The organism is Mucilaginibacter ginsenosidivorans, from assembly GCF_007971025.1.
GTDB classification, from domain to species: Bacteria; Bacteroidota; Bacteroidia; order Sphingobacteriales; family Sphingobacteriaceae; genus Mucilaginibacter; species Mucilaginibacter ginsenosidivorans.
The window spans coordinates 3,830,290-3,855,664 of sequence record NZ_CP042436.1 but is presented as its reverse complement, the minus strand read 5'-3'; the positions used below and the strand labels follow the sequence as shown (position 1 = coordinate 3,855,664).

The following is a 25,375-nucleotide window of genomic DNA, read 5'->3' as shown; positions in this document are numbered from 1 at the left end:
AAGGTAGTTAAACTATTTATTCTTTTGTTGTGTCATCGGCTGAAGATTCGGCTCCCGGCTCTTCGGTGTTCCCGGTATTTTCCGTATTCTCACCGTTATTGATGATCTCCTCCTCCGAATCATCGTGTTCTATCTTCGCTACCGACGCGATCTCATCATTTTCTTTTAAGGTGATCAGTCGTACACCTTGTGTAGCTCGTCCCATTGTCCTTAATTCGCTGATGGCCATCCGGATAATAATACCCGAACGGTTAATGATCATCAGATCTTCCTTATCAGTAACACCTTTTATGGCAACAAGTTTGCCTGTTTTATCAGTAATGTTCAAAGTTTTAACACCCTTGCCGCCACGGTTAGTAACGCGGTAATCGTCAATATCGGTGCGTTTGCCGTAACCTTTTTCTGATACTACCAGCACGGTTGTCTCAGGATTATCGATACTGATCATACCTACAACCTCGTCATTATCGTCCTCCAGGCTTATACCGCGCACGCCGGTAGCGGTACGTCCCATTGGCCTTACTGTCGACTCGTTAAAGCGTATTGCACGGCCCGATTTCAATGCCATTACTATCTCGCTGCTTCCGCTGGTCAGGTTAGCTTCCAGCAATGTGTCGCCCTCGTTGATATTGATGGCGTTAATGCCATTGGCACGCGGACGCGAATAAGCTTCGAGCGATGTCTTTTTGATGGTGCCTTTTTTGGTACACATGATGATAAAGTTATTTTCAAGATATTCCTGGTCCTTCAGGTTAACGATCTTGATGTAAGCCTTTATCTTTTCTTCTTTCGGTATGTTAATGATATTCTGGATGGCGCGGCCTTTCGACGTACGTGTGCCTTCCGGAATTTCGAATACACGCAGCCAGAAACAACGCCCGGCTTCGGTGAAGAACAACATGTAGTTGTGGTTGGAAGCGATCAGCAAATGCTCGATAAAGTCCTCATCGCGGCTGTTGCTGCCTAACGATCCCTTGCCGCCCCTGCCCTGCCTGCGATATTCAGTAAGTGCGGTGCGTTTGATATAGCCTTCGTGCGATATGGTGATTACCACATCCTCATCCTCGATAAAGTCCTCGGTCTGCATTTCTGCCGATGAGTACACGATCTCGGTTTTGCGCTCGTCGCCGTATTTATCTTTTATTTCAATCAGCTCATCTTTGATGATCTGCATACGCAAACCTTCGTCGGCCAAAACAGACTTCAAATAATCTATGGTCTTCATCAGTTCGGCGTATTCTTCCTTGATCTTGTCCCGTTCCAGTCCGGTCAACCTTCTCAGGGTCATATCCAGTATAGCGCGCGCCTGTATTTCGGACAGGCCGAAAGTGGACATCAAACCGTCGCGGGCCTCTTCCGGCGTATTCGACGCCCTGATCAATTTTATTACTTCGTCAAGGTGATCGAGCGCTATCAGTAAGCCTTCGAGTATGTGGGCGCGTTTCTCTGCCTCGGCCAGGTCGTATTTGGTACGGCGGATAACTACCTCGTGGCGGTGCTCTACAAAATGGTGGATCAGGTCCTTCAGATTCAGCATCATCGGCCTGCCATGCACCAGCGCAATATTATTTACGCTGAACGAGGTTTGCAGCGCAGTATATTTATAGAGATTATTGAGCACGATCGCCGCATTGGCGTCGCGTTTTATTTCATAAACAACACGGATACCTTCCCGGTTCGATTCATCGCGGATAGCGGATATACCTTCTATCTTTTTCTCTTCAACCAGTTCGGCGGTACGCTCGATCATGGTCGATTTGTTCACCTGGTAAGGTACTTCAGTCACGACGATCCTTTCGCGGTCGTTGCCATGGGTCTCAATTTCGGCCCGGCCACGCATTACGATACGTCCGCGACCTGTTTCTAAAGCCTCGCGTACCCCGTCTACACCGTAAATGATGCCGCCTGTAGGGAAATCCGGACCTTTAACATGCTTCATCAGTTCCGCAACCTCTATTTCGCGGTTGTCTATCAATGCCAGCGTAGCATCAATAACCTCGGTAAGGTTATGCGGGGCCATATTGGTGGCCATACCTACAGCAATACCCGATGCGCCATTGACCAGTAGATTAGGTATTTTAGACGGCAGAACCGTGGGCTCCTGCAGCGAATCATCAAAGTTAAGCTGATAGTCGATGGTGTCTTTGTTGATGTCGGCGAGCATTTCCTCGGCTATCTTTTGCAGCCTTGCCTCGGTATAACGCATTGCTGCAGGTTCGTCGCCGTCTATCGAGCCGTAGTTTCCCTGCCCTTCAACAAATGGGTAGCGAAGGCTCCAGTCCTGCGCCATACGCACCATCGCATCATATACAGAAGTATCGCCGTGCGGGTGGTATTTACCCAAAACCTCACCCACAATACGGGCAGATTTTTTGTAAGGTTTATTGTTATTCAAACCCAGGTCGAGCATGCCGTACAGTACACGCCTGTGAACGGGTTTTAAACCGTCGCGCACATCGGGCAAAGCACGCGAAACGATCACCGACATTGAATAATCAATGTAGGCGGATCGCATTTCTTCATCAATATTTATCGGAATTATTCTGTCTTCAGGGGTTGATTTGCCGTTTTCTGTTTCTTCAGCCATTGTAAAAAATAAGTGTAGATATATTGTCTATAATTGAGGCCCGGGATAGTGTCCCAAAGCGACCTGCGAAGTTAAGAAAATAGTTGATTCCGGGGTAGGTTTTTTATGCACATCGGGGTTAAAATGTGAGTAAGAATATAACAAAATTGCTACGTCAAAAAAGGCCCGGCGTCAATAAATAAATGGGATCAGCATTTTGGTCTTTCGGGCGTAATCGTCAAAGTCCTGCCCGTATTTAGACCGGAGATGTTTGTCGAGTTTTGGCGCATTGTAGAAGGCAAAAAAGCAGAACAGAAAAACCGGGATAACAAAGGCGTGCCAGTTTCGTGTTATGATAGCGTAAGCCGTAACCCACAACAGATCGCCAAAATAGTTAATATGCCTTGAATATTTAAAAAAGCCGCCAGTATACAGTTTGCCGTTGTTCGTCTGCTGCTTTTTCCAGATATCCCTGAGGGTTTCCCCTATTGTATTCAGCCCGCAACCTAGCACAAACAGGCCGACAGCTAAGTAGTCGGTCACATCGATTGCGTGTTGGGCGGGCAGGGTAAATAGTGTGAACCCGATATAGTACAGTGCAAACGCAAAAGGCACGTCAATGCTTTCGCCCCACGGGATTCGCCTTTTGACAAGGAAAAACATCGTGTATGCCATCCGGATGAAAATGACGATACTGAAAATAAAGACAATCTCCCTGCGGGATTTTACGGCCAAATTACTGATATGGAGATGCTGCTGCGCCCAATCGCCGCCGTGTCCGAATAATATCCACCACGCTAAATATAGGAAAACAGCCTCCAGCAGATGGATCACTATTTTTTGAGGTATGCTTTTGCTTTTTTGTCCGTACAGGTCCATATCTGATAAACGAACGGACTTATGGCGTTATTTCACCCTCTTCCAGTATTCTTCTATTATCATACCTGTTGGCAGTCTGCCGCTGAAGATTAGCGAATCTTTTCGAATTTCGTAGTGATAATTTACCGGGTGACCGGTGAGCTTAGAAGGCTGTGCGCTATATGTTTCTGTTTCGATGCAGGTATCGCTTTTTAGGAAATAATAGCCCGATTCAAATTTTTCAGGTTTGCTGCCCTTGTCTATCACGAAGGCTTCGAAAGTTGTATCACTGTATTTACGGCGCAGGCTATAGCCGGTTGGCGCCCCTTCCTTTTTGCCATTATAAATGCCACCAACGTAACTCCAGGTCCCCTTGAGGGTTTTGGGACCCGAAAACGCTGCCAGTGCAACGATAAGAAATATTTCGGCAAATATTTTCATTAAACCCAATCTATACCTTTTTTAAGCAAAGATAAGGTTTTCTCCTCCTCGCTTCCCGGTTGGGGCTGATAATTATATATCCATTTTGCGGTGGGCGGCAGGCTCATCAGGATGGATTCGACGCGGCCGTTTGTCTCAAGCCCGAATTTGGTGCCGGCGTCATAAACCAGGTTAAATTCGGTGTAGCGGCTGCGGCGCTGGTATTGCCATTGCTGCTGCGCTTCGGTAAAAGGTTTATCGCGGTTGCGATTGACCAGTTCGGTGTAAACCGGTGCAAAGGTGCGGCCAACTGCTTTAGAAAACTCGAAAATATTATCCCAGGTCATGCCATCGGCAGCAACTAATTTATCGTAAAATATACCCCCTATCCCGCGGGTCTCATTACGGTGTTTGATAAAAAAGTAATCATCGGCCCATTTTTTAAAACGAGGGTAAAAATCAGCGTTGTATTTATCGCAGGTCGATTTTAAATAGCCGTGGAAGAAACAAGCATCATCTTCAATAACATAATGCGGCGTCAGGTCGATGCCGCCACCAAACCACCGTACTTCGGAACCCGGCATTTCGAAATACCGGATATTCATGTGGATGATGGGTACCATTGGGTGGTTTGGATGAATAACGATGGATACACCAGTCGCGAAAAAGTCCTCCTGCTCTACACCCAGGGCCTTTTTCATCACTGGCGGCAATTTGCCCTCAACGGCTGAAAAATTAACCCCTCCTCTTTCCAAAATATTGCCGTTTTGCAGTATACGGGTACGCCCGCCTCCGCCACCGTCGCGTTGCCAAAGTTCCTCTTCAAATTTGCCTTTGCCGTCGCATTGCTCAAGCGCAAGGCATATTTCGTCCTGTATGGTTTGGTAATCGGCGGCTATTTGTTCCTTGGTTATCATCGGCGCAAATTTGCAGAAATATTGCTAAAAGCAGCCGGATTATATTTTTTCTGACACTTCGCTCAGGTTAATATCCTCAATGTAATCCAGGTCCTTATGAAAACTCTCTTTTAACTGGCTAAGCGAGAGCAGTGCCACAACGGTAAGTATGCCCATTACGATATATCCGCTGGTGATCATGCCATAGTGTTTTACAAAAACATTGAAAAGCGCACTGATAGGTATCAACGAACCGCGTACAAAATTCGGGACGGTAGTAGTTACGGTGGAACGTATATTGGTACCAAATTGCTCTGCAGCAATGGTTACAAACGTGGCCCAATAACCAACAGCGCAACCCATAAAAAAACACAGCCAGATAAATTGGTTATTGGTTAACCCCTTCGCGCTTAAATAAGCTACAACCGTGCCGGCAGATACCAGCAGGAATATCAGCATAGTAAGTTTGCGTGATTTGGTGACCTGGGATAGAATGCCGGCAAAAACCCCTCCTACCGATATACCTACATAGGTATACAGAACGCCTGTGCCGGCGCTCAAGGTTTCTTTTGCGCCCAGCGCCTTGCCAAACTCAGGCGAAAGAAAAACAAGTACACCCACAACATACCATAACGGTGCACCTATCAGGATACAATACAGGTATTTAGAAAAACGCCCCCAGTTTGTAAACAGCATAAAGAAATTCCCTTTCGATACATTTTTTTCCGCAGCATTTTTGAACATGCCCGATTCAAACGTACCCAACCTCAGCAATAGTAAAATAATACCCAGGCCGCCGCCAACGTAATAAGCTATCCGCCAGTCCTGCTTGCCAACCATTGCGGCAGCAACGGCGCCAAAAAGACCTATTACGGCAACTATGGTTGTTCCCCATCCCCTGTTTTGTTTGCTTAAAGTTTCGCTTACCAGTGTTATTCCTGCACCTAATTCGCCGGCAAGGCCAACACCCGCCACAAAACGAATGATGGCATAGGTATTTATACCATGTACCATGCCGTTCGCAAAATTCGCAAGGGAGTATAATAAAATGGAGCCAAATAGTACCCTGATACGCCCAAGTTTATCACCAATAACTCCCCAAAGTATCCCGCCAAGAAGCAAACCAAACATTTGAACGTTCATAATAAATTGGCCGGTGGACACCTGCTGACTGTCGGGTACCCCAATGTCCCGCAGGCTCCGAACCCTTACTATGGAGAAGATCAAAAGATCATAGATATCAACAAAGTAACCTAACGATGCAACCAGTACCAGGAAAATGGCATTACGCGTGAGTTTGGAAGGAAGTTGTTCAGTCATATATTGCAATAATTGGCAGGGCTAATTTGATAAAATTTTTTGCATAAAAAAACCTCCCCGCATGGCGAAGAGGTTCCCTCGTTTGATCAGAATAGTCTTTTATATCTTTTTCACTTTTACAGCCTGTAATCCTTTTCTGCCTTCTTCCACATCATACTCTACGTTATCATTGTCCTTAATGGCATTTACGCCTCCCTGTACATCTTTAAAATGTACAAAAAGATCTTTGCCCTCATCGGTAATGATGAAACCGTAGCCTTTTTGTGTGTTAAACCATTTTACTTTTCCAGTTTTCATAATATTGTTATAGTATTAAAAGAATTAGTTCAAAAGTTAAAAAAACAATAGCGCAACTGAAAATACTAAGGTATTATAACTCAGAAAGCAACATGTATTAACCCTATACTACACCAAATATATAAAATTAATTAAAAAATAAAATAAAATTATTTATTTGGTTGCGGAGTAGTCCGAAGATATGGTTTTATGATCTTATGACCTTTAGGAAATTTCGCCGGGATGTCTTCCGTCTTTATCGCGGGTACCACAACCACATCCTCCCCTTCCTTCCAATCGGCAGGTGTGGCCACACTGTAATTTGCTGTCAACTGAAGCGAATCGATAACACGTAAAATCTCCTGGAAGTTTCTTCCTGTCGATGCCGGGTAGGTTATCATCAGCTTAATGGTTTTATCAGGAGCGATGATGAACAACGAACGTACCGTGGCTGTTAACGACGCATTCGGGTGGATCATGTCATACGCCAGCGCTATTTCGCGGTTCTCGTCCCCTATTATCGGGAAATTCACCTCCACGCCCTGAGTTTCGTTGATATCATTTATCCAGCCCTTGTGTGATTCTACCGAATCTACGCTCAAAGCAATAACTTTTACGTTGCGCCTGGCAAATTCATCTTTTAACGATGCCGTTCTACCCAGTTCGGTTGTGCAAACCGGTGTATAATCCGCCGGATGCGAAAATAATACCCCCCAGCTATTGCCAAGGTATTCGTAAAAATCTATTTCACCTTCTGATGTTTTGGCCCTGAAGTTTGGGGCCACGTCGCCTAGTCTTAAACTCATGATATTAATGATTTTGTGGTTTACAAATTTTGATCTTGAGCATAAAGTTACAGCGAATATGGACAAATACAAGTGCGAAAATAAATAATCTACTATTTTGGTGTATTTTATCGTATTTATTGACGGTGGGATTATAATTTATTTGAAAGATTGATGTGGGCGATGTGAAAATAATTCCCGTTTTTTGTTTGAACCCCTGTAAATGGTGCCCGGAAGAGTTTATGTTTAACCTGCCGGTCGCGCCTTATTCATGAACCTGTATTCACACCTATCCCCTGCGCATACAAGGTGGCAATATTTAAGTACGAACATTCTATGCAATTCATTGTTGAACTTATTTAAACTACAATCCGATACTACCTGATGGCACGTCACACCTATCAAACCGGCATCATCGGCAATTGCGCCTATCTTGCCCACATCAATAAAAATACCAATGTCGACTGGCTCTGCTGGCCCAAATTCGACAGTACCTTCATATTCGGCGGGCTGCTGGATAAAAACAAAGGCGGCGAGTTTTCGATATTACCCGAGGGTGAGTTCACTTCGCATCAATACTATATTGAAAATACCAATGTACTCTGTACAGAGATTACTACCGAAAACGGCAACAAATACCGCGTAACAGATTTTGCGCCGCGGTTTTATCACAACCAGCGTTATTACAAGGCGCTGATGCTGATCAGGAAAGTGGAGGCCCTCGAAGGTGCCCCGCGAATAAAGGTAAAATGTACACCAGTGTCGGAATACGGACAGATAAAGCTGGATGTGAACCGGGGCAGCAATCATATTCAGTACCTGGGCGGCGACGAACGTATCAGACTGACGACCAATATCCCGGTGAGCTACGTGTTTGATGAACAATATTTTGTGTTGAACGAGTGCAAATACCTGGTAATGACATACGGCGAGCCGCTGGAGGCACCACTGATAAGCACGGCCGACCATTTTTTGCGCGAGACCACTCGTTACTGGCAAACCTGGATTAAGCACTCGTCCATAGCAACATTTTACCAGCAATATGTGATACGGTCGGCACTGGCTCTTAAGATACACCAGTTTGAAGATACCGGCGCCATTATAGCGGCCAGCACCACAAGTTTGCCTGAGTCGGACGGCAGTGGCCGCAACTGGGATTACCGCTACTGCTGGTTGCGCGATACCTATTATGTGCTTACATCGCTCAATCACATAGGCCATTTCGAGGAAATGGAGAAATATTTTAACTATGTGACAGATATTTCGGTATCTGAGGATTTCAGGTACCAGCCGCTTTACAGTATTACCGGCAAAAGCAGGCTTACGGAAAATATTTTGGAGGACCTGGACGGTTACCTGGGTAATAAACCCGTGCGTGTCGGCAACCAGGCCTATGAGCATATTCAGAATGATATTTACGGGCAGGTTATGATATCGCTGCTGCCCTTATATACCGACCATCGCTTTATTTTTTCGGAGCGAAAAGATTCGGCCAGGTGGATAAGCTTTGTGCTTGGCAAAATAGAAAAGACCATCGATGAGAAGGATGCCGGGATATGGGAGTTCCGTAACATGGCAAATATTCATTGTTACAGCAACCTGTTCCAGTGGGCGGGCGCATCGGCGGCTGAAAAAATGGCGATAGCCATCAATAATAAACCACTGATACGCAAGGCAATTTCACTAAAAAAACGAGCGGCAAAACACATCGAAAGTTGCTACGACCCGAAAAGAAAGGTTTATACCAATTCAGCCGGAAGCTCGAACCTCGATGCCAGTACGCTGCAACTTATCGTAATGCACTACCTTGATCCCGATTCAAAGCGCGCCAAAGATCACCTGGCCGCGCTCGAAAAAGAACTGAAAGCATCCAAAGGCTTGTTTTACCGTTACCTGTATAAGGACGATTTTGGCAAGCCTAAAACTACCTTCCTGATATGCGCTTTTTGGTATGTCGAGGCGTTAGCCACCGTGGGAAGGTTGGACGATGCCCGCAAGGAGTTCGAAAACCTGCTCCAATTCTCCAATCACCTGCTGCTTTTCAGTGAGGATGTGGACGAAAACGACGGCAGCCAGTGGGGCAATTTTCCACAGGCATACAGCCACGTAGGTTTGATGAACGCCGCCTACCGCATAGCGATGAAACTTGATAAGCCGATATTTTTATAGAGACATCATTAAAGATTGTTTATAGCTATTTATCGGCATGCGCAAGCGAGGGATGTTCAGTAAGGTTTTTTAGCAGCCTGCGCGCCTCAGCCGGCGTACGCAGGTAGAACTTTGCTGCGGATACGTTATTACCGATCTTGATGGTGATGGCACTGTCGGGCAGCGATTTAAATATATCTTCATCCGTGTAATCATCGCCCAGCGCCATAATGAAATCATAGTTTTCGTTATCAACCATGGTTAGCGCCGCTTTACCTTTGTTGATCTCGATGTTTTTTATCTCCACAACTTTATCACCGGGCAGCAGCTGCAATCCTTTGTCCGTGGCAATATATTTCAGGTTGTTCATCAACTCCCCTGCCCTGAGTTCTCCCAGTCCTTTTTGCGCTTTGCGGTAGTGCCACACCAGCGAATAGCTTTTTTCCTCGATAAAGGAGCCCGGAGTACGGTCGACGTAGGTTTCCAGTATCGGCGCTATTTCCTGTTTCCATTGCGCCGAAAGACCAGGCAGTTTGTGCCAGCGTGTACCTTGTTTTTTGAACCATGCGCCATGTTCGGCTACCAGGTCGATATCATAGTCGTCAAACCATTTTTCGAGGTTTTCGTGCTTACGCCCGCTGATGAGCACCACATGATTTGATGAGTCCTCACAAAGGCTTTTCAACAACTCATTCAGGTCGCCGTCGGGGCTGGCATCATCTATATTCGAATTAAAATTAACCAGGGTGCCGTCATAATCGAGGAAGATGATACGATTGCGCGTTTTGATATAACGGTTGACAATTGACTGTTCGGTTCCTTCGCTTACATACCGGGTTTGCATGGAACGCTGTAATTGTTTTACCTCTTCCAGCTTATCCATAAATATCTTTACCCAATGGCTGATATTGAATTTTGAAACAATCTGGCGCATTTGGGTCATCCTTGTGCGCTGTTCCTGCAAAGGCATATAAGCAGCCTTCACAATAGTTTTAGCAACTTCCTCGGTATTATTCGGGTTGACGATCAGGGCATCTATCAGTTCCTTCGATGCCCCTGCCATTTCGCTTAGGATAAGCACGCCATCGTTATACACACGGCTCGCGACATACTCCTTGCTTACCAGGTTCATGCCGTCGCGCATGGGCGATACCAGGCACACAGCTGCAGAGGAATATAATGCTGAAAGCATTTCTATGGGGAACGAACGATAAAAATATTGAATGGGAGTCCACTCGACCGTGCGGTGAAGCGAATTAATGTTGCCAACCAGTTTGTCTATCTCCTGGCGCAGGTGGGCATATTGTGGCACCGTATCGCGCGATGGAACCACGATCATGTAGAAGGTCATCTTGCCCTTGATCTCCGGATAATGGGTTAGCAGATATTCAAATGCATTAAGCCGCTGTATAATACCCTTGCTGTAATCAAGCCGGTCAATTGATAATATCAGCTTGGTGTTGCCAAAATTAGCCTGTATCAGCTTAATATTCTTTTGTACTTCAGGCTCATCCGGCAGCGAGCTGTATTTCTTATCGTCTATTCCGATAGGAAATGCCTCGGCAACAATGGTACGGTCATCGGCCGTTATGATATTGGCCGAAGAATTTACCGGCAATATACGGGTTGCTGCATTTATAAAGTGTCTTACATCGTCGTAGGTGTGAAAACCGATCAGGTCGGAACCCAGCACACCCTCCAGCAGTTGAGCACGCCATGGAATAAGCCTGAACATTTCGTATGACGGGAATGGGATATGCAGGAAAAAGCCGATAGATATTTCCGGCTGTGCTTTGCGGATAAGCGCAGGCAGCAGCAGCAATTGATAATCGTGAACCCAAATGGTATCGCCCGGCTCCGCTACCTTAAGCACCACCTCCATAAATATCCTGTTCACCCGCTGATAGTAGTCCCAGTTCGACTGCTCATAATTGGCATAAGTGGAAGCGTAGTAATGAAAAACCGGCCACAGTACCGAATTGGAAAACCCCTCGTAATATTGGTTTATTTCTTCCTGCGACAGGAATACCGGCACCAGGCTCAACTCTTGCAGCTCCCTGGTCACCTTTTTCCGGTCGTTCTCGTCCGTTATCTCCAGGCCGGGCCAGCCGACCCACAAATTGTTGTTTTGTTTATAGATAGAACCCAAACCGGTCGCCAGCCCGCCTTCACTGGGCGATAGCTCGTATTCGCCATCCTGCTCTGTTATCTTTACGGGCAACCTGTTTGATACAATAATAGTTTTAGGCATATTAAAGGAATTACCATTTAATAAGGCTTTTTGATAGGGTTTTGTTTTAAAAATATTGGGAATAAAGCGGTATCGCCTGCGCACATTTCCGCTGTACAGGTAAATATAATGCGACAAAAAAAGCCACCCCTTACGGAGTGGCTTGTAGCTTTTAGACTTTTGCCCCGGTGTTATTTTACTTCTTTGTAGAAAGCGATGTGCGAATCGGGAGTGATGCGTACCAATACGTCTTTAGCATCTTTCTTCAGATCGGCAAAGTAAACGGTAGCTTCTGCGTCAGGGTTCAGTTCAGTGTTGTTCTGTAACACGATAACGTGATCTACAGTGTAACCTTTGTACTGAGCGTCAATTTCTTTCTGTGCAGCAGCAGGAACAGCTTTTGGAGATACTTCCTCTGTCAAGGCCACAAATTCGCCCTGGTGGTTGTAAAAAGCTGAAGTTTTAACGCCTTCCAAAATGAAGTCGGCACGCTGAAAGTTGCCATTAACGGTCCATGTAACATTTTTTGCGTTTGAGAAGTCAGCAGCGAACTGGTTAACCACAGTGTAAGAAACAGTTACAGTATGAGCCTTTTTAGTGCCATCGGCAAAAACACTTGCGCTGAACAAAGCAGCGATTGCGGTAGTTATAAATAATTTTTTCATTGTCTTAAATTTTAAATCCGCAACAAAAGTAAGCTAAGATTGCATATAATTAAAATTTAAAGCAATTTTTGTAATTATTTGATAAAATATGGGCCGTTTTTTGATTTTCCTAAAAATCCACCCCGATAATAAGTGTATTTTTGACATTATGTCAATGAGTATGCCGGGTACTTATTGTAAAATTAACACTAAGTAAATTTCTTTACAATTTCCTTGCAATTTTATGACAAATGGGGTTTTTGCGTAACAAAAACCTTATGTAAGCACTTATAGAAAACGAACAATGGATTGGAAAGACAGTTAGGCTTTATGATCTTTATTGTGTTTTTCCCCTACTCTTGGCCCAAAGACAGAAGGATATTATGAATTTAGCGATTCTTTTTGAAATTTATCCATTATCAGCAAAGCCGGGGTACAATGTCATGCCGCCGTCTATAAATATGGTAGTGCCGGTTATATAGTCGGCCTCGTCCGATGCAAGCCATGCGGCCAGTTTACCAATATCAGCAGCCACACCGGCGCGGTTATAGGGTATCAGCGTAAGCAGTTTCTTTAATGCTTCGGGATTGCTCCATGCCGCCTGGTTAATATGCGTTTCAATAGCACCCGGACCGATGCTCATCACCCTGATCTTATGTGGAGCCAGTTCCTGCGCTATGCTTTTCATCAGCATCATTACGCCGCCCTTGCTGGTGGCGTAATTTACATGTCCGCCCCACGGTATCACCTCGTGTACGCTGCTCATGCAGATGATTTTGCCTGCAGCCTTGCTTCGCCCAGCCACCACTCCCCTCCGTATAAACTCGCGTGCAGCTTCCCGCGCGCACAGAAATTGCCCCGTAAGGTTGATATTGATGACGGTTTGCCATTGATCCAGCGTCATATCCACAAATTTCGAGTCGCGCTGCAGGCCGGCGTTGTTTACCAGGATATCAATGGTGCCATATTGTTTATACATTTCGGCGAACATGGCCTGCACTTCAGCCTCGTTGCTTACATCAGCATGGATGGCATAGGCCTCGCCTCCGGCTGTAGTGATCTCGTCAACGGTTAATTGCGCCATCTCATGGGCATCAACGTGGTTGATGATCACCCTAGCTCCTGCTTTGGCCAATTCAAGTGCTACCCCCTTGCCTATGCCGCTGTCGGCGCCGGTAACCAGGGCGCTTTGCCCCTTTAGTGAATATGTTATCATGGGATGTGTTTTGGCATAAATATAGTAACCCTATATTTATTTAAGGGACGAGGCATGTTAATTGTTTGAGGCACCGGCGCGCTCATTCGTTTGGAACAAGAATTTCAGACTGAGTGGGATCGGACGGCGCTCTGATTTTCTAACTTATCTATGTTGCTGCCAACAAGTTCACATATCCAAAACCAATTACATCCTAAAACCTTATACCTTTAACAAATACTTATCAATACATGAAAAACAACACCCCTACCCCCATCATCACCGGCCCGTACGAAGGCCCAAGCCTTTCAGTTGTTGGCGATACCTACCGCATTTTGGTTAGCGGTAAGCAAACCGGCAGCGCTTTTGCCACTATTGATATGCTGGTACCACCGGGCGGCGGACCCGGTCCGCATGCGCACCCGGATTTTGAAGAGACATTTTACGTTGTGGATGGCGAAGTTGAGGTGAAGTCGGAAGCGGGTACTTATATCGCTCAAAAAGGTGCGTATGTGGTTATCCCGAAAGGCGGCATGGTGCATTGCTTTAAAAATAAGTCGGATAAAATGGCGCACCTGCTTTGCACGGTTATACCCGCCGGATTGGAAGATCTGTTTATCGAGATAGGCCGGCCGGTAAAGTATGACGAATTTCTACCGGCGCCACACCTGGACCCGGAAGGTATAGGAAAACTGGTAGCTATTGCCGAAAAGCACGGACAAAAAGTTTTTCCACCCGATTATTTAGGTTGATTAATACGTTTTCAAAACTTACGAGGCCACCTTTAGCGAATGCTTGCGGATAACCCGGTAAAATTCTTCCAGTTCAAAGGGCTTGGCTATAAAATCGTCCCAGCCGTAATGACCGAGCGAATTCAGCAGGCGCGGATACGCTGTTGCCATGATGACGGGTATCCGGGATGTGGCTGGGTTCTTTTTTATCTGGCTGCAAAGTTCGCCGCCATTGATGCCCGCTATCAGGAAATCAAGCAGCACGATGTCGGGTTGCAATTCGGTGATGTGTTGGATAATATCGTCAGATCCTGCTAAAAATGACAGGCGATAGCCGTCTGGCTCCAGCAGGTCGCGGTAAAGTGAAATCAGTTCTTCGCTGTCTTCCACTACAAGAACATGTTTGCTCATTGAATATAATTGGTGTTGTAACAACAGCCGGCTTAAACGTTTGTTTAAAACCCCGGAAAAAATATTTCTGCAGTTCTGATATCCTCTGCGTTATGGATTACCGGTCTTTAAGACGATCCTAAAAATTATAACAACTACCGCGATAATAAACAGGCAGGTGTAAATAAGTTTATTGTACCTGGCTAATTGATTAGGCAAAAAGATATCAAAGTTGTCCTGATCTGAATTTGAATACTTACGTGCGATCACTGTTAAAGGGCAGCTCCATTTGAACAACAGCAAAACCAACCCCTCTACTATCACAAGCCCGATGCAAATCCAAACCCATTTGTCATTTTTACCGGTAACAGCGGCATAGCACAGGTAAAATATAACAATATTGAAAAACACCCATATAGCAGTATGGATAATTTTGATCACATTGAGTTTAACTGTAGCCGTCATAGCTGGATTAGCAAGCTTCAACAGTAAATATTCAATTTTATTTGTTTTAAAAGAATGATAAATGTCACATACCTGGAGCCGGACGGGAGAATTTTCTGACATTCATAAAAACGTAAAAATAAGCCGCTTTTTCAGATGCTCAATTTTTATGAGAATTGATAACCAACCACTTAAAGCGTTATTGCGTTTGGCAAAACGGTGGCGTAAACACTTGATATATCAGAGCTTTTTGATGTAGTCGAGGAAAAGATAAAGGGCTTTCTTCTTGTCCTCTGTCAGGCTGAAATCGAGTTTGTGCATCAGGTAATCTTCAAGGTCGAAATCGTCGCGTTTTGGGAGCTCTTTAAGCAATTCGATTCGGTGGTCGAGCCCAAATTTCAGCGAGCTGTTAAACTCGTCGATGAACTCCTGCGGGACAGGTTTATTGGCTATCCAAGCGGCAAATGTAAAAGGCAAACCGGTAAAGCTCAGCCATTCTTCCGAAAGATCGTAAACGAATTTATATCGTGCTTTTTTGCCGAATGTGCGGTCGCCTATTTGGACGTAAGCCGTATATTCATCTGTTGACAGGCTGTAATCCGGGGCATTTGTAATAAGTTCAGGCCGCACTTTCCAGTAATTTTTCAGAAGCACTTTCGCCAGGTTATTTGATGTTCGTGACTGAGGGTCGAGCTGAACGGTTTTAACTTCCCTGATATCACAATTACTGAACAGGAACACTGAATTTACCGCCCCGACAGCCCCTATGCAATAGTCCGAAACGATACGCCACTCGGGCAGGTCAAGGACCGCGGCAACGGGTATCAGGCCAATATCTACCTTGTCGTCAATGAGTTTTTGGGCGCAATCGGCGGGGATGTCCACGCTCAGGTCAACCTTATCTATGATCGGCGTATTTTGTATTCCGTACAGGAAGGGTTTGGTATTGGTATAGCTTACAGCAGATATTCTGATCTTTTTCACAAATCGGGTATTAGCGAAGGTGTTTGGCATTATTAAAATCGACGATCTCGTATTTCGAGCCGTCCCAGGTAACTTTATAAAGGACAAGGTTTTGATGAGGGAAACTTTCCATTTCGGTAAGCGGTTTGCCGAGAAGAACACAAAGCAGCAGGCGCATAGCCCTGCCATGCATGCATACCAGGACGTTCTTTTCCTCTGGTCGACTCATGATGATCTCCAGTGCCTTAAGCTGCCGGGCCTTTACTTCGTTAGGACTTTCGCCGCCTTCAAATTTGCTGTCCAGCTTACCGTCGAGCCATTGGCGTATCAGTTTCAGAAAAGCGGCCTTATTGGCAGGCGTGCTTGGCTGTCCCTCCAAAACCCCCCAGGCTAACTCGTCCAGGCCTTCCAGTTTTTCGTAAGGCAGGCCAAGGTCTATAAATTGTTGGACGCTTTGCTGCGTGCGTTTCAGCAGCGAAATATATATCTTATCTAAGGGCACTTTGCAGTAGGCGTCAAAAAACTCGCCTGCCTGGCGGCGGCCCTCATCGTTCAAATCGGTATCCCGTCCCCTGCCCTGCACAATGCCCAGTTTGTTCAGATCGGTTTGGCCGTGGCGAACAATGTATAAAGTCTTTAAAATTAGGGATTCCTCCGATTGTGATTTGATTTCACCGATCTTTGGTTTTTGTGATTTTACCGGTTTACTTTTCATTAATTGATCACCGGTAATTTGTAAAACTGTGGTTTAACCTCTTCAGGGAACTCAAAATTGGTATAGTCGGTCACTACATTATACAGTGTGTCGCGTTCTATCGGCTGCCTGCCAACCTGTTTGATCAGTTCCACCAATTGCTTTGTGCTCATGCCCGGATGCTGCTCCTCGGCCCCCGCCATCGAATATATTTTGGTCGTGTCGTCCAGCGTGCCATCAATATCGTCCACACCAAAATTCAGCGACAATTGTGCCGTATTCCGGCTGATCATCGCCCAGTAAGCTTTGATATGATCGAAATTATCAAGGTAAATACGGGCTATAGCATAATTCCGCAGGTCTTCTATCACGGTCGACTCTGGCACATCCGACATTTGGTTATCCTGGTTGCGGAATTTCAGCGGAATAAAGGTCTGGAAACCGCCGGTTTTATCCTGTAGCTGACGTAGGCGCTCCATATGGTCCACCCGGTGCCAGTGCTTTTCAATATGGCCGTAAAGCATCGTCGCGTTCGACCGCATACCCAGCTTATGCCACTCCTCGTGTATTTGCAGCCATTGGTCGGCGGTACATTTATCTTTGCAAATGATGTCGCGTATCTCCTCGTGGAATATCTCGGCTCCTCCGCCTGGTATGGATTCAAGTCCGGCTTCTTTCATCAGCTTCATCCCCTCAGCATAACCGATCTTTGCTTTCTTGAAAATATAGTGATATTCAACTGGTGTCAGCGCTTTTACATGCAATTCGGGACGGTGCGCCTTGATACGGCTGAACAGTTCCGAATAAAACGGGACATCATACTGTGGCAGTACACCACCCACAATGTGTACCTCGGTAACAGGTTCACCATCATATTTTTTCACTAAATCCAGCATGTCGTCCATGGTGTATTCCCAACCTTCCGAACGCTGTTTGATCAGCCTTGAATACGAACAAAACTTACAATCATATACACACAGATTGGTTGGTTCGATATGGAAATTACGGTTAAAGTAGGTTCGATCGCCGTGCTTTTTGTTGCGGATATAGTTTGCCAGCACCCCGAGATAACTCAATTCGCCCTTTTCATAAAGCAGCACACCCTCATCAAAAGTGATGCGTTCGTTATCCAGTACTTTTCGGGCAATTTGCTTAAGATCAGCGGAAAGATCGGGATCCTGTAATAATACGTGTAAATTACTTTCAGCTTCCATAAGGTAAACTTTGCTGCAAAAGTAACAAATGTTACTGTAATGGATGTGTAAACATTATTTACTCCTTCAAAACTTTTAAGTTTGTCCTATGAAGATCGAGACCATCGCTATCCACGCCGGCAATCATACCGACGAATCTACCAAGGCCGTCATACAGCCCATCGTTATGTCGACCACGTTCGAACGCGCCGCGGATGGAAGTTACCCCTCAGGCTATATCTACAGCCGTTCGGCAAATCCAAACCGGACGCAACTTGAAAATGTGCTCGCAAAACTCGAAAACGGCGCCGATGCCGCAGCATTTTCCTCGGGCAATGCCTCGGGTATGACGGTTTTTCAATCTCTCAAACCCGGTACGCATATTATCGGTCCGGATGATATGTATCACGGGCTCCGTAACCAACTCAAAAACCTGTTCGCCGGGATCTTAGAATTTGATTTTATAGATGTGAATGATGAAATGGTCCTGCAAGATCACATCAAATCCAACACTGGCTTGATATGGCTCGAAACGCCTTCGAACCCATTGCTTAAAGTTACAGACATTAAAAAAGTGGTTAAGATCGCGAAGAGCCATAATATTAAAGTTGCGGTCGATAACACTTTTGCAACGCCGGTTTGCCAGCAGCCTTTAGCGCTTGGCGCCGACCTGGTGATGCACTCATCCACCAAATATTTCGGCGGGCACAGCGATCTGATGGGTGGTGTCCTGGTAACGGCTGAAAAAAACGATTGGTGGACTAAAATACGGGACGTTCAGGGGTACGGAGGCGCAATTCCATCCCCTATGGACTGCTATTACATTACAAGGAGTATCAAAACGCTGCCTTATCGCATAAAAGGCCATGTTCAGAATGCGCAGTTGATGGCTGCATACCTTGAAAAGCATCCTAAAGTTGAATCGGTGATGTACCCGGGACTATCGTCCCATCCGCAGCACGAAACCGCCAAAAGCCAGATGTCGGCATTCGGCGGTATGCTTTCCTTTTGTGTCAAAGGTGGTTCGGATGAGGCAAAAAGGGTGATCAATAAACTAAAACTATTTACCCAGGCTACCAGTCTCGGCGGTGTGGAAACACTGATCGAACATCGAGCCTCTGTCGAAGGTCCCGATACTAAAACCCCGCATAATTTATTACGTGTCTCGGTTGGTTTGGAGCATATTGATGACCTGATAGCAGATTTGGAGCAAGCGCTTCTTTGAGCTGAAGGACCAAAGCAGAAAACTCAAAGCTTTGGACTTTCTGCTTTAAGCTTTTTGTTAACTCCTGAAATATGACATCGCCTCTTTTCCAAGTGCTCTCCGGATAATACCTATCTGGCCGATATGATAAGCCTGGTGGTCGTTTATAAAGGCCCATAAACCGGCAAGCGTGTTATCGAATGGTTGTATAGGATGTTTCCTGTCGATAACTTTATTCAAGGCTTCTTCGGGCAAATTTTCAAGGCCCTTCCTGGTAATAACAGTATCATGGTTCCATTTATCCCTTATTTCGTCCAGTGTTGGCAGCGGGCTTGGCGGAGCATTAAAATCTTCTGCACTTCCACCCTGTTTAGTGTGGAAATGGCCTCGCCATTTTACCTCCACCTGTACGCCGCTGATATTGGCAAGGTTTGAGTTTGCCCATAAAAGATGACCCGCTATCCATTTTACGCAGTTTAACGGATCAGCTATTACCTGGTTTGATTCCGCATCGCTGATGTCTTTGATCACATTGGTAAACAATACGTCGTGCAGATCGTACTGTGCTAAAAGTTGTTTTTTGGTTGACATGATAATTTGTTTTCATCAAAGCTACTTGCAAAATAACCTACCAGTGGGGTGTAAATGCGCCATTTCCCGGTATCGATGCGCCATTTTAAGCTGATAGGCTAAAGCGGAAAGCTTAAAGCTTTGGTTTTTTTGCTTTAAGCTTTCTATTTAAATAAAATTTAATTTGGAGAATTGCTTTTCTATCCACTATCTTCGCAACAATATTTGGTAGCAATACCTCTATCATTACCTCTCAAAAAGGTTTTGATTTATAAAGAAGCGGCGAGAGATCAGGCTCAACGACCCGCTGGCAACCCTCCAGGGTGGAGAAGGTGCCAAATCCTGGCCCGGAGAATGGATCTCCGGGAGATATAAATTAATAACCATGAAAAGTCTGATTTACACTATCAAGCAAGCAATTTTTAGACCCGCTAAAAGTCTCACTGTTTCACGCGTCCACATTTCTATGTGTATGTGCATTTGCTATTGTTGATCCTTCTGTCACGCTAATTTCCTTTTCCGAAAAATATGCGTGTGCCGCTAAGGACCTGACAACTGTTTTGCGCTTTCGCCGGTAACCATTGAAATCAAAATATTATAAACATTTAAAATCTAACATTATGTCAAACCTGAGATTCGAAACTTTACAATTGCATGCGGGGCAGGAACCCGATCCAACCACCGGCAGTAGGGCTGTGCCTATTTATCAAACATCGTCTTATGTGTTCAAAAATGCGGAACATGGCGCCAATCTATTCGCTCTAAAGGAGTTCGGTAATATCTATACGCGCATTATGAACCCAACCACCGATGTATTTGAAAAGCGTGTGGCGGCTTTAGAAGGTGGTGTAGCGGCATTGGCTACCGGTTCGGGACAAGCAGCGCAATTTTTGGCGCTGAACAACATCCTTGGGGTGGGCGACAATTTTGTTTCATCCCCTTTTATATACGGTGGAACGTACAACCAATTTAAGGTTTCTTTTAAAAGGCTCGGTATAGAGGCCCGGTTTGCTAAGGACGATTCGGCAGAAAGTCTTGAAAAGCTTATTGACGATAAAACCAAAGCCATCTACCTGGAAACTATCGGCAATCCCGAATACAACATCCCGGATTTTGATAAAGTAGCAGCGTTGGCCAAAAAGCACGACCTGCCTTTGATAGTGGATAATACTTTTGCTGCTGCCGGCTACCTTTTCCGCCCTCTTGAGCATGGTGCGCATGTGGTGGTTCAATCTGCTACCAAATGGATCGGTGGCCACGGCACCAGCATCGGCGGGGTTATTGTTGATGGTGGTAATTACAACTGGGGCAATGGCAAGTTTCCTCAATTCAGCGAACCGTCGGAAGGTTATCATGGCCTGGTTTTTTCCGACGTGTTCGGCGTGGGCGGTCCCTTTGGCAATATCCAGTTCATCATCCGGGCAAGAGTTGAGGGCTTGCGCGATTTTGGTGCAGCGCTATCACCGTTCAATTCATTTCTTTTCCTGCAGGGTTTGGAGACGCTTTCACTACGAGTCCAGCGTCACGTCGATAATGCGTTAGCCTTGGCGCAATGGCTCGAGCAGCATCCGCAGGTAGCAAAAGTGAATTATCCCGGCCTGGCGTCATCACCCTACAATGCATTGGCCAAAAAGTACCTGAAGAACGGTTTTGGAGCAGTGCTTTCATTCGAGGTGAAAGGCGATAAGGAAAATGCAGGCCGCTTTATCGATAGCCTGCAGCTGGTAAGTCACCTGGCCAACGTTGGCGATGCCAAAACGCTTATCATACAACCATCGGCAACAACGCACCAGCAACTGTCCGACGAAGAACAGCTGGCTGCAGGTGTTACGCCTAACGCGCTGCGCGTAGCGGTTGGTATCGAACATATCGATGATATCAAAGCAGATTTTGAACAGGCTTTTGCTAAGATCAAACAGCAGGAACCTGAATTGGTATAATATAGTTTTTAAGTGATAATAGAAGTTACAGGGCCGGCGGTTCAGAGACTGCCGGTCCGGGTAACAAATGGCTGAAATGAATACACAAACTTTTAAATACAAACAGGGTATCAAGCTCGAATCGGGAAAGCAATTGGCTGAACTGGAAATTGGTTTTCATACCTATGGTAAACTGAGTAAAAATAAGGATAATGTTGTTTGGGTATGTCATGCGCTTACTGCTAACTCTGATGTTTTCGACTGGTGGAAAGGCTTGTTCGGTCCGGCTGATCATTTTAACCCTGACGAACACTTCATTGTATGCGCCAATATCCTTGGCTCGGCTTATGGAACAACCAGCCCTTTGAGTTTTAACCCGGCTACCGGGCTGCCTTACTACCTGGCTTTTCCTCAAATAACAGTGCGTGACATGGTGAAAGCACATCAGCTGCTGGCCGAACACCTCGGAATTGAAGATATCAAAATAGTTATTGGCGGGTCGCTTGGCGGGCAGCAGGCCCTGGAATGGGCGATAATGGAACCGGAGCGTATTAAAAACTTAATACTGATAGCTACCAACGCCCGTCATTCGCCATGGGGCATCGCCTTTAACGAATCGCAGCGTATGGCCATAGCCGCCGACCGAAGCTTTTATGCGAACAAACCCGATGGCGGCGCAAAAGGCATGAAAGCTGCACGAAGCATAGCGCTCCTGTCCTACCGCGGATATAAAACTTACGGCATTACGCAACAGGAAGAAAATGATAAAAAGGTAGACGACTTTAAAGCATCATCGTACCAGAACTACCAGGGTGATAAACTGGTTAAGCGTTTTAATGCCTATAGTTACTGGTACCTTTCCAAAGTAATGGACTCGCACAACGCGGGCCGCGGCCGTCATGGCGTGGAAAAAGCATTAAGCCTTATCAAATCAAGAACACTGGTCATCGGTATAAAGTCGGATGTGCTGTTCCCCATTGAAGAGCAGCAATATTTGTTCCGGCATATTCCTAAAGCTGCATTTGCGGAAGTCGACTCATTTTATGGGCACGATGGCTTCCTGATCGAAACTGAAATATTAACTAACATCATCATATCATTTTTTAAAACCGACGTAAAGGGTAAGATCATCGACCTGCAACAATCCGCATAATGAGTAAGAAACTAACTATTGGACTATTTGGCTTTGGCGTAGTGGGCCAGGGCCTTCATGATATCATCAAAACTAAAAATCTGAATATCGAGATCGTTAAGATCTGCATCAAAGATGGCAGTAAAAAACGCACGCTTCCGGCCGAACTGTTTACCACTGATAAAGAAGAACTGCTTAACAACCCGGAGATCAATACCATTGTTGAGTTGATAAACGATACTGAAGCCGCTTTTGAAATTGTTTCGCGGGCCTTGAGTACTGGCAGAAACGTTGTTTCGGCCAGTAAGAAAATGATTGCTACACACCTGGATGAACTGATAAACTTACAGCACCAATACGGCACCTCGTTGCTGTATGAGGGTGCTGTGTGTGGCAGTATTCCGATTATCCGTAACCTGGAGGAATATTACGATAACGAGCTGCTGCATTCTATCTGCGGTATTTTTAATGGATCATCGAATTACATTCTCTCCAAAGGGTTTATCGAGGGGCTTGATTATGCTTCAGCATTAAAACAGGCACAAGACCTTGGGTTTGCCGAAACGGATCCGATAAGTGATGTTGGCGGTTTTGATGCAAAATATAAACTGGTTATTGCAGCCGCACATGCATATGGCGTAGTGGTAAAACCTGAAGAAGTATTCAATCTTGGCATACAATCTTTGTCGGCGTATGACCTGCAATATGCCCGCGAGAAAAACTTAAAGATCAAGTTGGTTCCGGTTGCGAAAGAGTTGGATGACCGGCACGTGGCTTTATTCGTGTTGCCTAAATTTGTGAACGAAACTGAGTTCCTGTATAATGTAGAATATGAATACAACGGCGTTATTGTACAGGCAGCTTTCGCCGATCAACAATTCTTCTTTGGAAAAGGCGCTGGGGGCCACCCGACAGGTTCTGCAGTTTTATCGGATATAGCTGCACTTCGTTATGATTATCAATACGAATACAAAAAAGCAAAAGCAAAAAAGGACCTGAAGTTCACGAATGATATCGAAATCAATATCTATTTGCGCTATGAGGATGACGACCTTGTAGACGAATTAGGCTTTGAATATATCCACGAACGTTATTACTCCGGCAATTACAAGTTTGTTATAGGGAAAATCAATCTGCAAAAACTGATTGACAATCAACATCGTATATCAGACAAGGCGTTCATAGCGTTTGCCGATCAGCTGAAAGGGGTCAGTTTGGCTGAATCGAAAAAGCAGGCGCTTGAGGTTCTATAACAGCTTTGCAAAGTTGTTGCTAAAAAGGCTCCCAAACGGGAGCCTTTTGTTTGTCTTTAGAAGAAAGCACTAATCACTAATTAACCAATCACTGATCACTAACTACACCGCTCTGTTTATGTCCCAGCCTTCCAGATAATCGGCTATACGGCGCAGGAACGACCCGCCAAGCGCACCATCCACCACCCTATGGTCGTAGGACAGCGAAAGGAACATCATATGCCTGATAGCGATCATATCCCCCTGCGGCGTTTCTATAACAGCAGGTTTCTTTTTGATGGCGCCTACGGCTAAAATAGCAACCTGTGGTTGGTTGATGATAGGCGTTCCCATCACATTGCCGAACGAGCCGACATTGGTGATGGTAAAAGTTCCGTCTTTTACATCATCGGGCTGCAGTTTATTGTTGCGGGCGCGATTAGCCAGGTCGTTTACTGATTTGGTCAAACCAACCAGATTCAGCTCATCTGCTTTCTTAATAACCGGAACTATCAGGTTACCGCTTGGCAGCGACGTAGCCATACCGATATTGATAGCCGACTTTTTGATGATCTGGGTACCATTTACCGAAATGTTGATCATCGGCATATCTTTGATGGCCCTTACAACAGCCTCAATAAATATTGGGGTGTAGGTTATCTTCTCCCCTTCTTTCTTTTCAAAAGCGCCCTTCACCTTTTCGCGCCATTGCACGATATTGGTCACATCGGCCTCAACAAATGAGGTTACGTGCGGCGAAGTTTGCTTGCTCATCACCATGTGGTCGGCTATGAGCTTGCGCATCCGGTCCATCTCGATGATCTCGTCGCCGCCCGAAACCGATATAGCCGGAGCCGCTTTTGGCTCGGCAACTGGTTGTGGTTGAGCAGGCGCTGCGGCAGGCTTTTGTTCGGCAACAGGTTCTGTAATCGTAGCTGCCGGTTTTGGTTTTTCTTTTGGCTGTTCGGCAACCGGTTCCTCACCAGCTGCGACTTTGTACGCAGCAGGGTTTTGGATATAACTCAACAGGTCGTCTTTTGTTAAACGGCCTTCCGCGCCAGTGCCAGGTATTTTGTCAAGTTCTTCAATACTTAAACCTTCCTGCGCAGCAATGTTCTTTACCAGCGGCGAATAAAATCTTCCTGATCCTTTTGCCTCTTCCTCTCCGGTCGCAACTGCGGTTTCTTTAGCTTCTAATTGCTCCAGGCCGGGTACCGCTTCTGGTGAAACAGGTTCTTCTGACGGCGTTTCAACCGCCTTATCAATATCCTGTATCACTTCAGCAGCCTGTGGCAGTCCGGTTGTTTCTTCAACCTCGTCAGTTTCTATCACGGCAATCACTCCACCAACTTGCACCACATCATTCTCGTTGCAAAGTTGTTCAAGCAGCGTTCCTGTTACCGGCGACGGTACTTCGGAGTCCACTTTATCGGTAGCAATTTCCATTACTGTTTCGTCGGCCTCAATGCGGTCGCCAACGGCTTTATTCCATTTTATAATGGTAGCCTCGGCAACGCTCTCGCCCATTTTCGGCAGTAATAATTGGTATTTAGCCATAGTTCTCA

Annotated in this window: 23 protein-coding genes and 1 riboswitch; of the genes, 6 read left to right on the top strand and 17 right to left on the bottom strand. The window is 45.7% G+C overall.

The window, feature by feature from the left end; all coding sequences use genetic code 11:
* Nucleotides 1-16: 16 nt before the first annotated feature.
* The 7 genes from gyrA to FRZ54_RS17530 all read right to left on the bottom strand — a co-directional run bounded on the left by gyrA (nucleotide 17) and on the right by FRZ54_RS17530 (nucleotide 7,142).
* Complete coding sequence (gyrA, locus tag FRZ54_RS17560; RefSeq protein WP_147032991.1) at nucleotides 17-2,587, bottom strand: DNA gyrase subunit A; 2,571 nt, start codon at nucleotides 2,585-2,587, stop codon at nucleotides 17-19.
* 171 nt (nucleotides 2,588-2,758) lie between these two features.
* Nucleotides 2,759-3,445, bottom strand: coding sequence for a methyltransferase family protein (locus FRZ54_RS17555; protein WP_147032989.1), 687 nt, complete (start codon nucleotides 3,443-3,445; stop codon nucleotides 2,759-2,761).
* 27 nt (nucleotides 3,446-3,472) lie between these two features.
* A complete protein-coding gene (locus FRZ54_RS17550; RefSeq protein ID WP_147032987.1) occupies nucleotides 3,473-3,865 on the bottom strand; it encodes a hypothetical protein in 393 nt (130 codons plus the stop codon).
* On the bottom strand, nucleotides 3,865-4,761 hold the full coding sequence (hemF, locus tag FRZ54_RS17545; RefSeq protein ID WP_147032985.1) for an oxygen-dependent coproporphyrinogen oxidase: 897 nt from the start codon (nucleotides 4,759-4,761) through the stop codon (nucleotides 3,865-3,867). The genes FRZ54_RS17550 and hemF overlap by 1 nt, the downstream gene beginning before the upstream one ends.
* A gap of 39 nt (nucleotides 4,762-4,800) precedes the next feature.
* Nucleotides 4,801-6,060: an MFS transporter gene (locus FRZ54_RS17540; protein ID WP_147032983.1), complete on the bottom strand. Its 1,260-nt coding sequence runs from the start codon at nucleotides 6,058-6,060 to the stop codon at nucleotides 4,801-4,803.
* 99 nt (nucleotides 6,061-6,159) lie between these two features.
* On the bottom strand, nucleotides 6,160-6,357 hold the full coding sequence (locus FRZ54_RS17535) for a cold-shock protein (RefSeq protein ID WP_147032981.1): 198 nt from the start codon (nucleotides 6,355-6,357) through the stop codon (nucleotides 6,160-6,162).
* A 149-nt stretch (nucleotides 6,358-6,506) separates the two neighbouring features.
* Nucleotides 6,507-7,142, bottom strand: a complete 636-nt coding sequence (locus tag FRZ54_RS17530) for a peroxiredoxin (RefSeq protein WP_147032979.1) — start codon at nucleotides 7,140-7,142, stop codon at nucleotides 6,507-6,509.
* Nucleotides 7,143-7,505: 363 nt separating this feature from the next.
* Between FRZ54_RS17530 and FRZ54_RS17525 the strand changes: the two genes are divergently transcribed.
* On the top strand, nucleotides 7,506-9,290 hold the full coding sequence (locus FRZ54_RS17525; RefSeq protein WP_147032977.1) for a glycoside hydrolase family 15 protein: 1,785 nt from the start codon (nucleotides 7,506-7,508) through the stop codon (nucleotides 9,288-9,290).
* 25 nt (nucleotides 9,291-9,315) lie between these two features.
* Here FRZ54_RS17525 and FRZ54_RS17520 read toward each other — a convergent pair whose 3' ends face one another.
* From FRZ54_RS17520 to FRZ54_RS17510, 3 genes are all read right to left on the bottom strand, one after another.
* Nucleotides 9,316-11,520: a bifunctional alpha,alpha-trehalose-phosphate synthase (UDP-forming)/trehalose-phosphatase gene (locus FRZ54_RS17520; protein WP_147032975.1), complete on the bottom strand. Its 2,205-nt coding sequence runs from the start codon at nucleotides 11,518-11,520 to the stop codon at nucleotides 9,316-9,318.
* 170 nt (nucleotides 11,521-11,690) lie between these two features.
* On the bottom strand, nucleotides 11,691-12,164 hold the full coding sequence (locus FRZ54_RS17515) for a hypothetical protein (protein WP_147032974.1): 474 nt from the start codon (nucleotides 12,162-12,164) through the stop codon (nucleotides 11,691-11,693).
* A 388-nt stretch (nucleotides 12,165-12,552) separates the two neighbouring features.
* The gene (locus tag FRZ54_RS17510) at nucleotides 12,553-13,359 is read right to left on the bottom strand and encodes an SDR family oxidoreductase (protein ID WP_147032972.1); all 807 of its coding nucleotides are present in this window, start codon (nucleotides 13,357-13,359) and stop codon (nucleotides 12,553-12,555) included.
* A gap of 230 nt (nucleotides 13,360-13,589) precedes the next feature.
* On the opposite strand from FRZ54_RS17510, the gene FRZ54_RS17505 reads away from it, so the two are divergent.
* Entirely contained in the window at nucleotides 13,590-14,090 is a 501-nt protein-coding gene (locus tag FRZ54_RS17505; RefSeq protein WP_147032970.1) for a cupin domain-containing protein, read from the top strand.
* Between the two features lie 18 nt (nucleotides 14,091-14,108).
* Here the strand turns inward: FRZ54_RS17505 and FRZ54_RS17500 are convergent, their stop codons facing one another.
* From FRZ54_RS17500 to mqnE, 5 genes are all read right to left on the bottom strand, one after another.
* The gene (locus tag FRZ54_RS17500) at nucleotides 14,109-14,480 is read right to left on the bottom strand and encodes a response regulator (RefSeq protein WP_147032968.1); all 372 of its coding nucleotides are present in this window, start codon (nucleotides 14,478-14,480) and stop codon (nucleotides 14,109-14,111) included.
* A gap of 90 nt (nucleotides 14,481-14,570) precedes the next feature.
* Entirely contained in the window at nucleotides 14,571-14,924 is a 354-nt protein-coding gene (locus FRZ54_RS17495; protein WP_147032966.1) for a hypothetical protein, read from the bottom strand.
* A 219-nt stretch (nucleotides 14,925-15,143) separates the two neighbouring features.
* The gene (locus FRZ54_RS17490; RefSeq protein WP_147032964.1) at nucleotides 15,144-15,887 is read right to left on the bottom strand and encodes a menaquinone biosynthetic enzyme MqnA/MqnD family protein; all 744 of its coding nucleotides are present in this window, start codon (nucleotides 15,885-15,887) and stop codon (nucleotides 15,144-15,146) included.
* Between the two features lie 10 nt (nucleotides 15,888-15,897).
* Nucleotides 15,898-16,581: a histidine phosphatase family protein gene (locus FRZ54_RS17485; RefSeq protein ID WP_317131586.1), complete on the bottom strand. Its 684-nt coding sequence runs from the start codon at nucleotides 16,579-16,581 to the stop codon at nucleotides 15,898-15,900.
* Nucleotides 16,581-17,774, bottom strand: a complete 1,194-nt coding sequence (gene mqnE, locus FRZ54_RS17480; RefSeq protein WP_147032962.1) for an aminofutalosine synthase MqnE — start codon at nucleotides 17,772-17,774, stop codon at nucleotides 16,581-16,583. The genes FRZ54_RS17485 and mqnE overlap by 1 nt, the downstream gene beginning before the upstream one ends.
* 88 nt (nucleotides 17,775-17,862) lie before the next feature.
* On the opposite strand from mqnE, the gene FRZ54_RS17475 reads away from it, so the two are divergent.
* Nucleotides 17,863-18,978, top strand: a complete 1,116-nt coding sequence (locus tag FRZ54_RS17475; protein ID WP_147032960.1) for a trans-sulfuration enzyme family protein — start codon at nucleotides 17,863-17,865, stop codon at nucleotides 18,976-18,978.
* Nucleotides 18,979-19,035: 57 nt separating this feature from the next.
* Here the strand turns inward: FRZ54_RS17475 and FRZ54_RS17470 are convergent, their stop codons facing one another.
* On the bottom strand, nucleotides 19,036-19,548 hold the full coding sequence (locus FRZ54_RS17470) for a DinB family protein (RefSeq protein WP_147032958.1): 513 nt from the start codon (nucleotides 19,546-19,548) through the stop codon (nucleotides 19,036-19,038).
* Nucleotides 19,549-19,793: 245 nt separating this feature from the next.
* A riboswitch (SAM riboswitch) is annotated at nucleotides 19,794-19,905 on the top strand.
* Between the two features lie 242 nt (nucleotides 19,906-20,147).
* On the opposite strand from FRZ54_RS17470, the gene FRZ54_RS17465 reads away from it, so the two are divergent.
* From FRZ54_RS17465 to FRZ54_RS17455, 3 genes are all read left to right on the top strand, one after another.
* The gene (locus FRZ54_RS17465; RefSeq protein WP_147032956.1) at nucleotides 20,148-21,467 is read left to right on the top strand and encodes an O-acetylhomoserine aminocarboxypropyltransferase/cysteine synthase family protein; all 1,320 of its coding nucleotides are present in this window, start codon (nucleotides 20,148-20,150) and stop codon (nucleotides 21,465-21,467) included.
* Nucleotides 21,468-21,543: 76 nt separating this feature from the next.
* Complete coding sequence (locus tag FRZ54_RS17460; RefSeq protein ID WP_147032954.1) at nucleotides 21,544-22,599, top strand: homoserine O-acetyltransferase family protein; 1,056 nt, start codon at nucleotides 21,544-21,546, stop codon at nucleotides 22,597-22,599.
* Complete coding sequence (locus FRZ54_RS17455; RefSeq protein ID WP_147032952.1) at nucleotides 22,599-23,831, top strand: homoserine dehydrogenase; 1,233 nt, start codon at nucleotides 22,599-22,601, stop codon at nucleotides 23,829-23,831. The genes FRZ54_RS17460 and FRZ54_RS17455 overlap by 1 nt, the downstream gene beginning before the upstream one ends.
* Before the next feature lie 102 nt (nucleotides 23,832-23,933).
* Here FRZ54_RS17455 and FRZ54_RS17450 read toward each other — a convergent pair whose 3' ends face one another.
* Complete coding sequence (locus FRZ54_RS17450) at nucleotides 23,934-25,367, bottom strand: dihydrolipoamide acetyltransferase family protein (RefSeq protein ID WP_147032950.1); 1,434 nt, start codon at nucleotides 25,365-25,367, stop codon at nucleotides 23,934-23,936.
* Nucleotides 25,368-25,375: the final 8 nt, after the last annotated feature.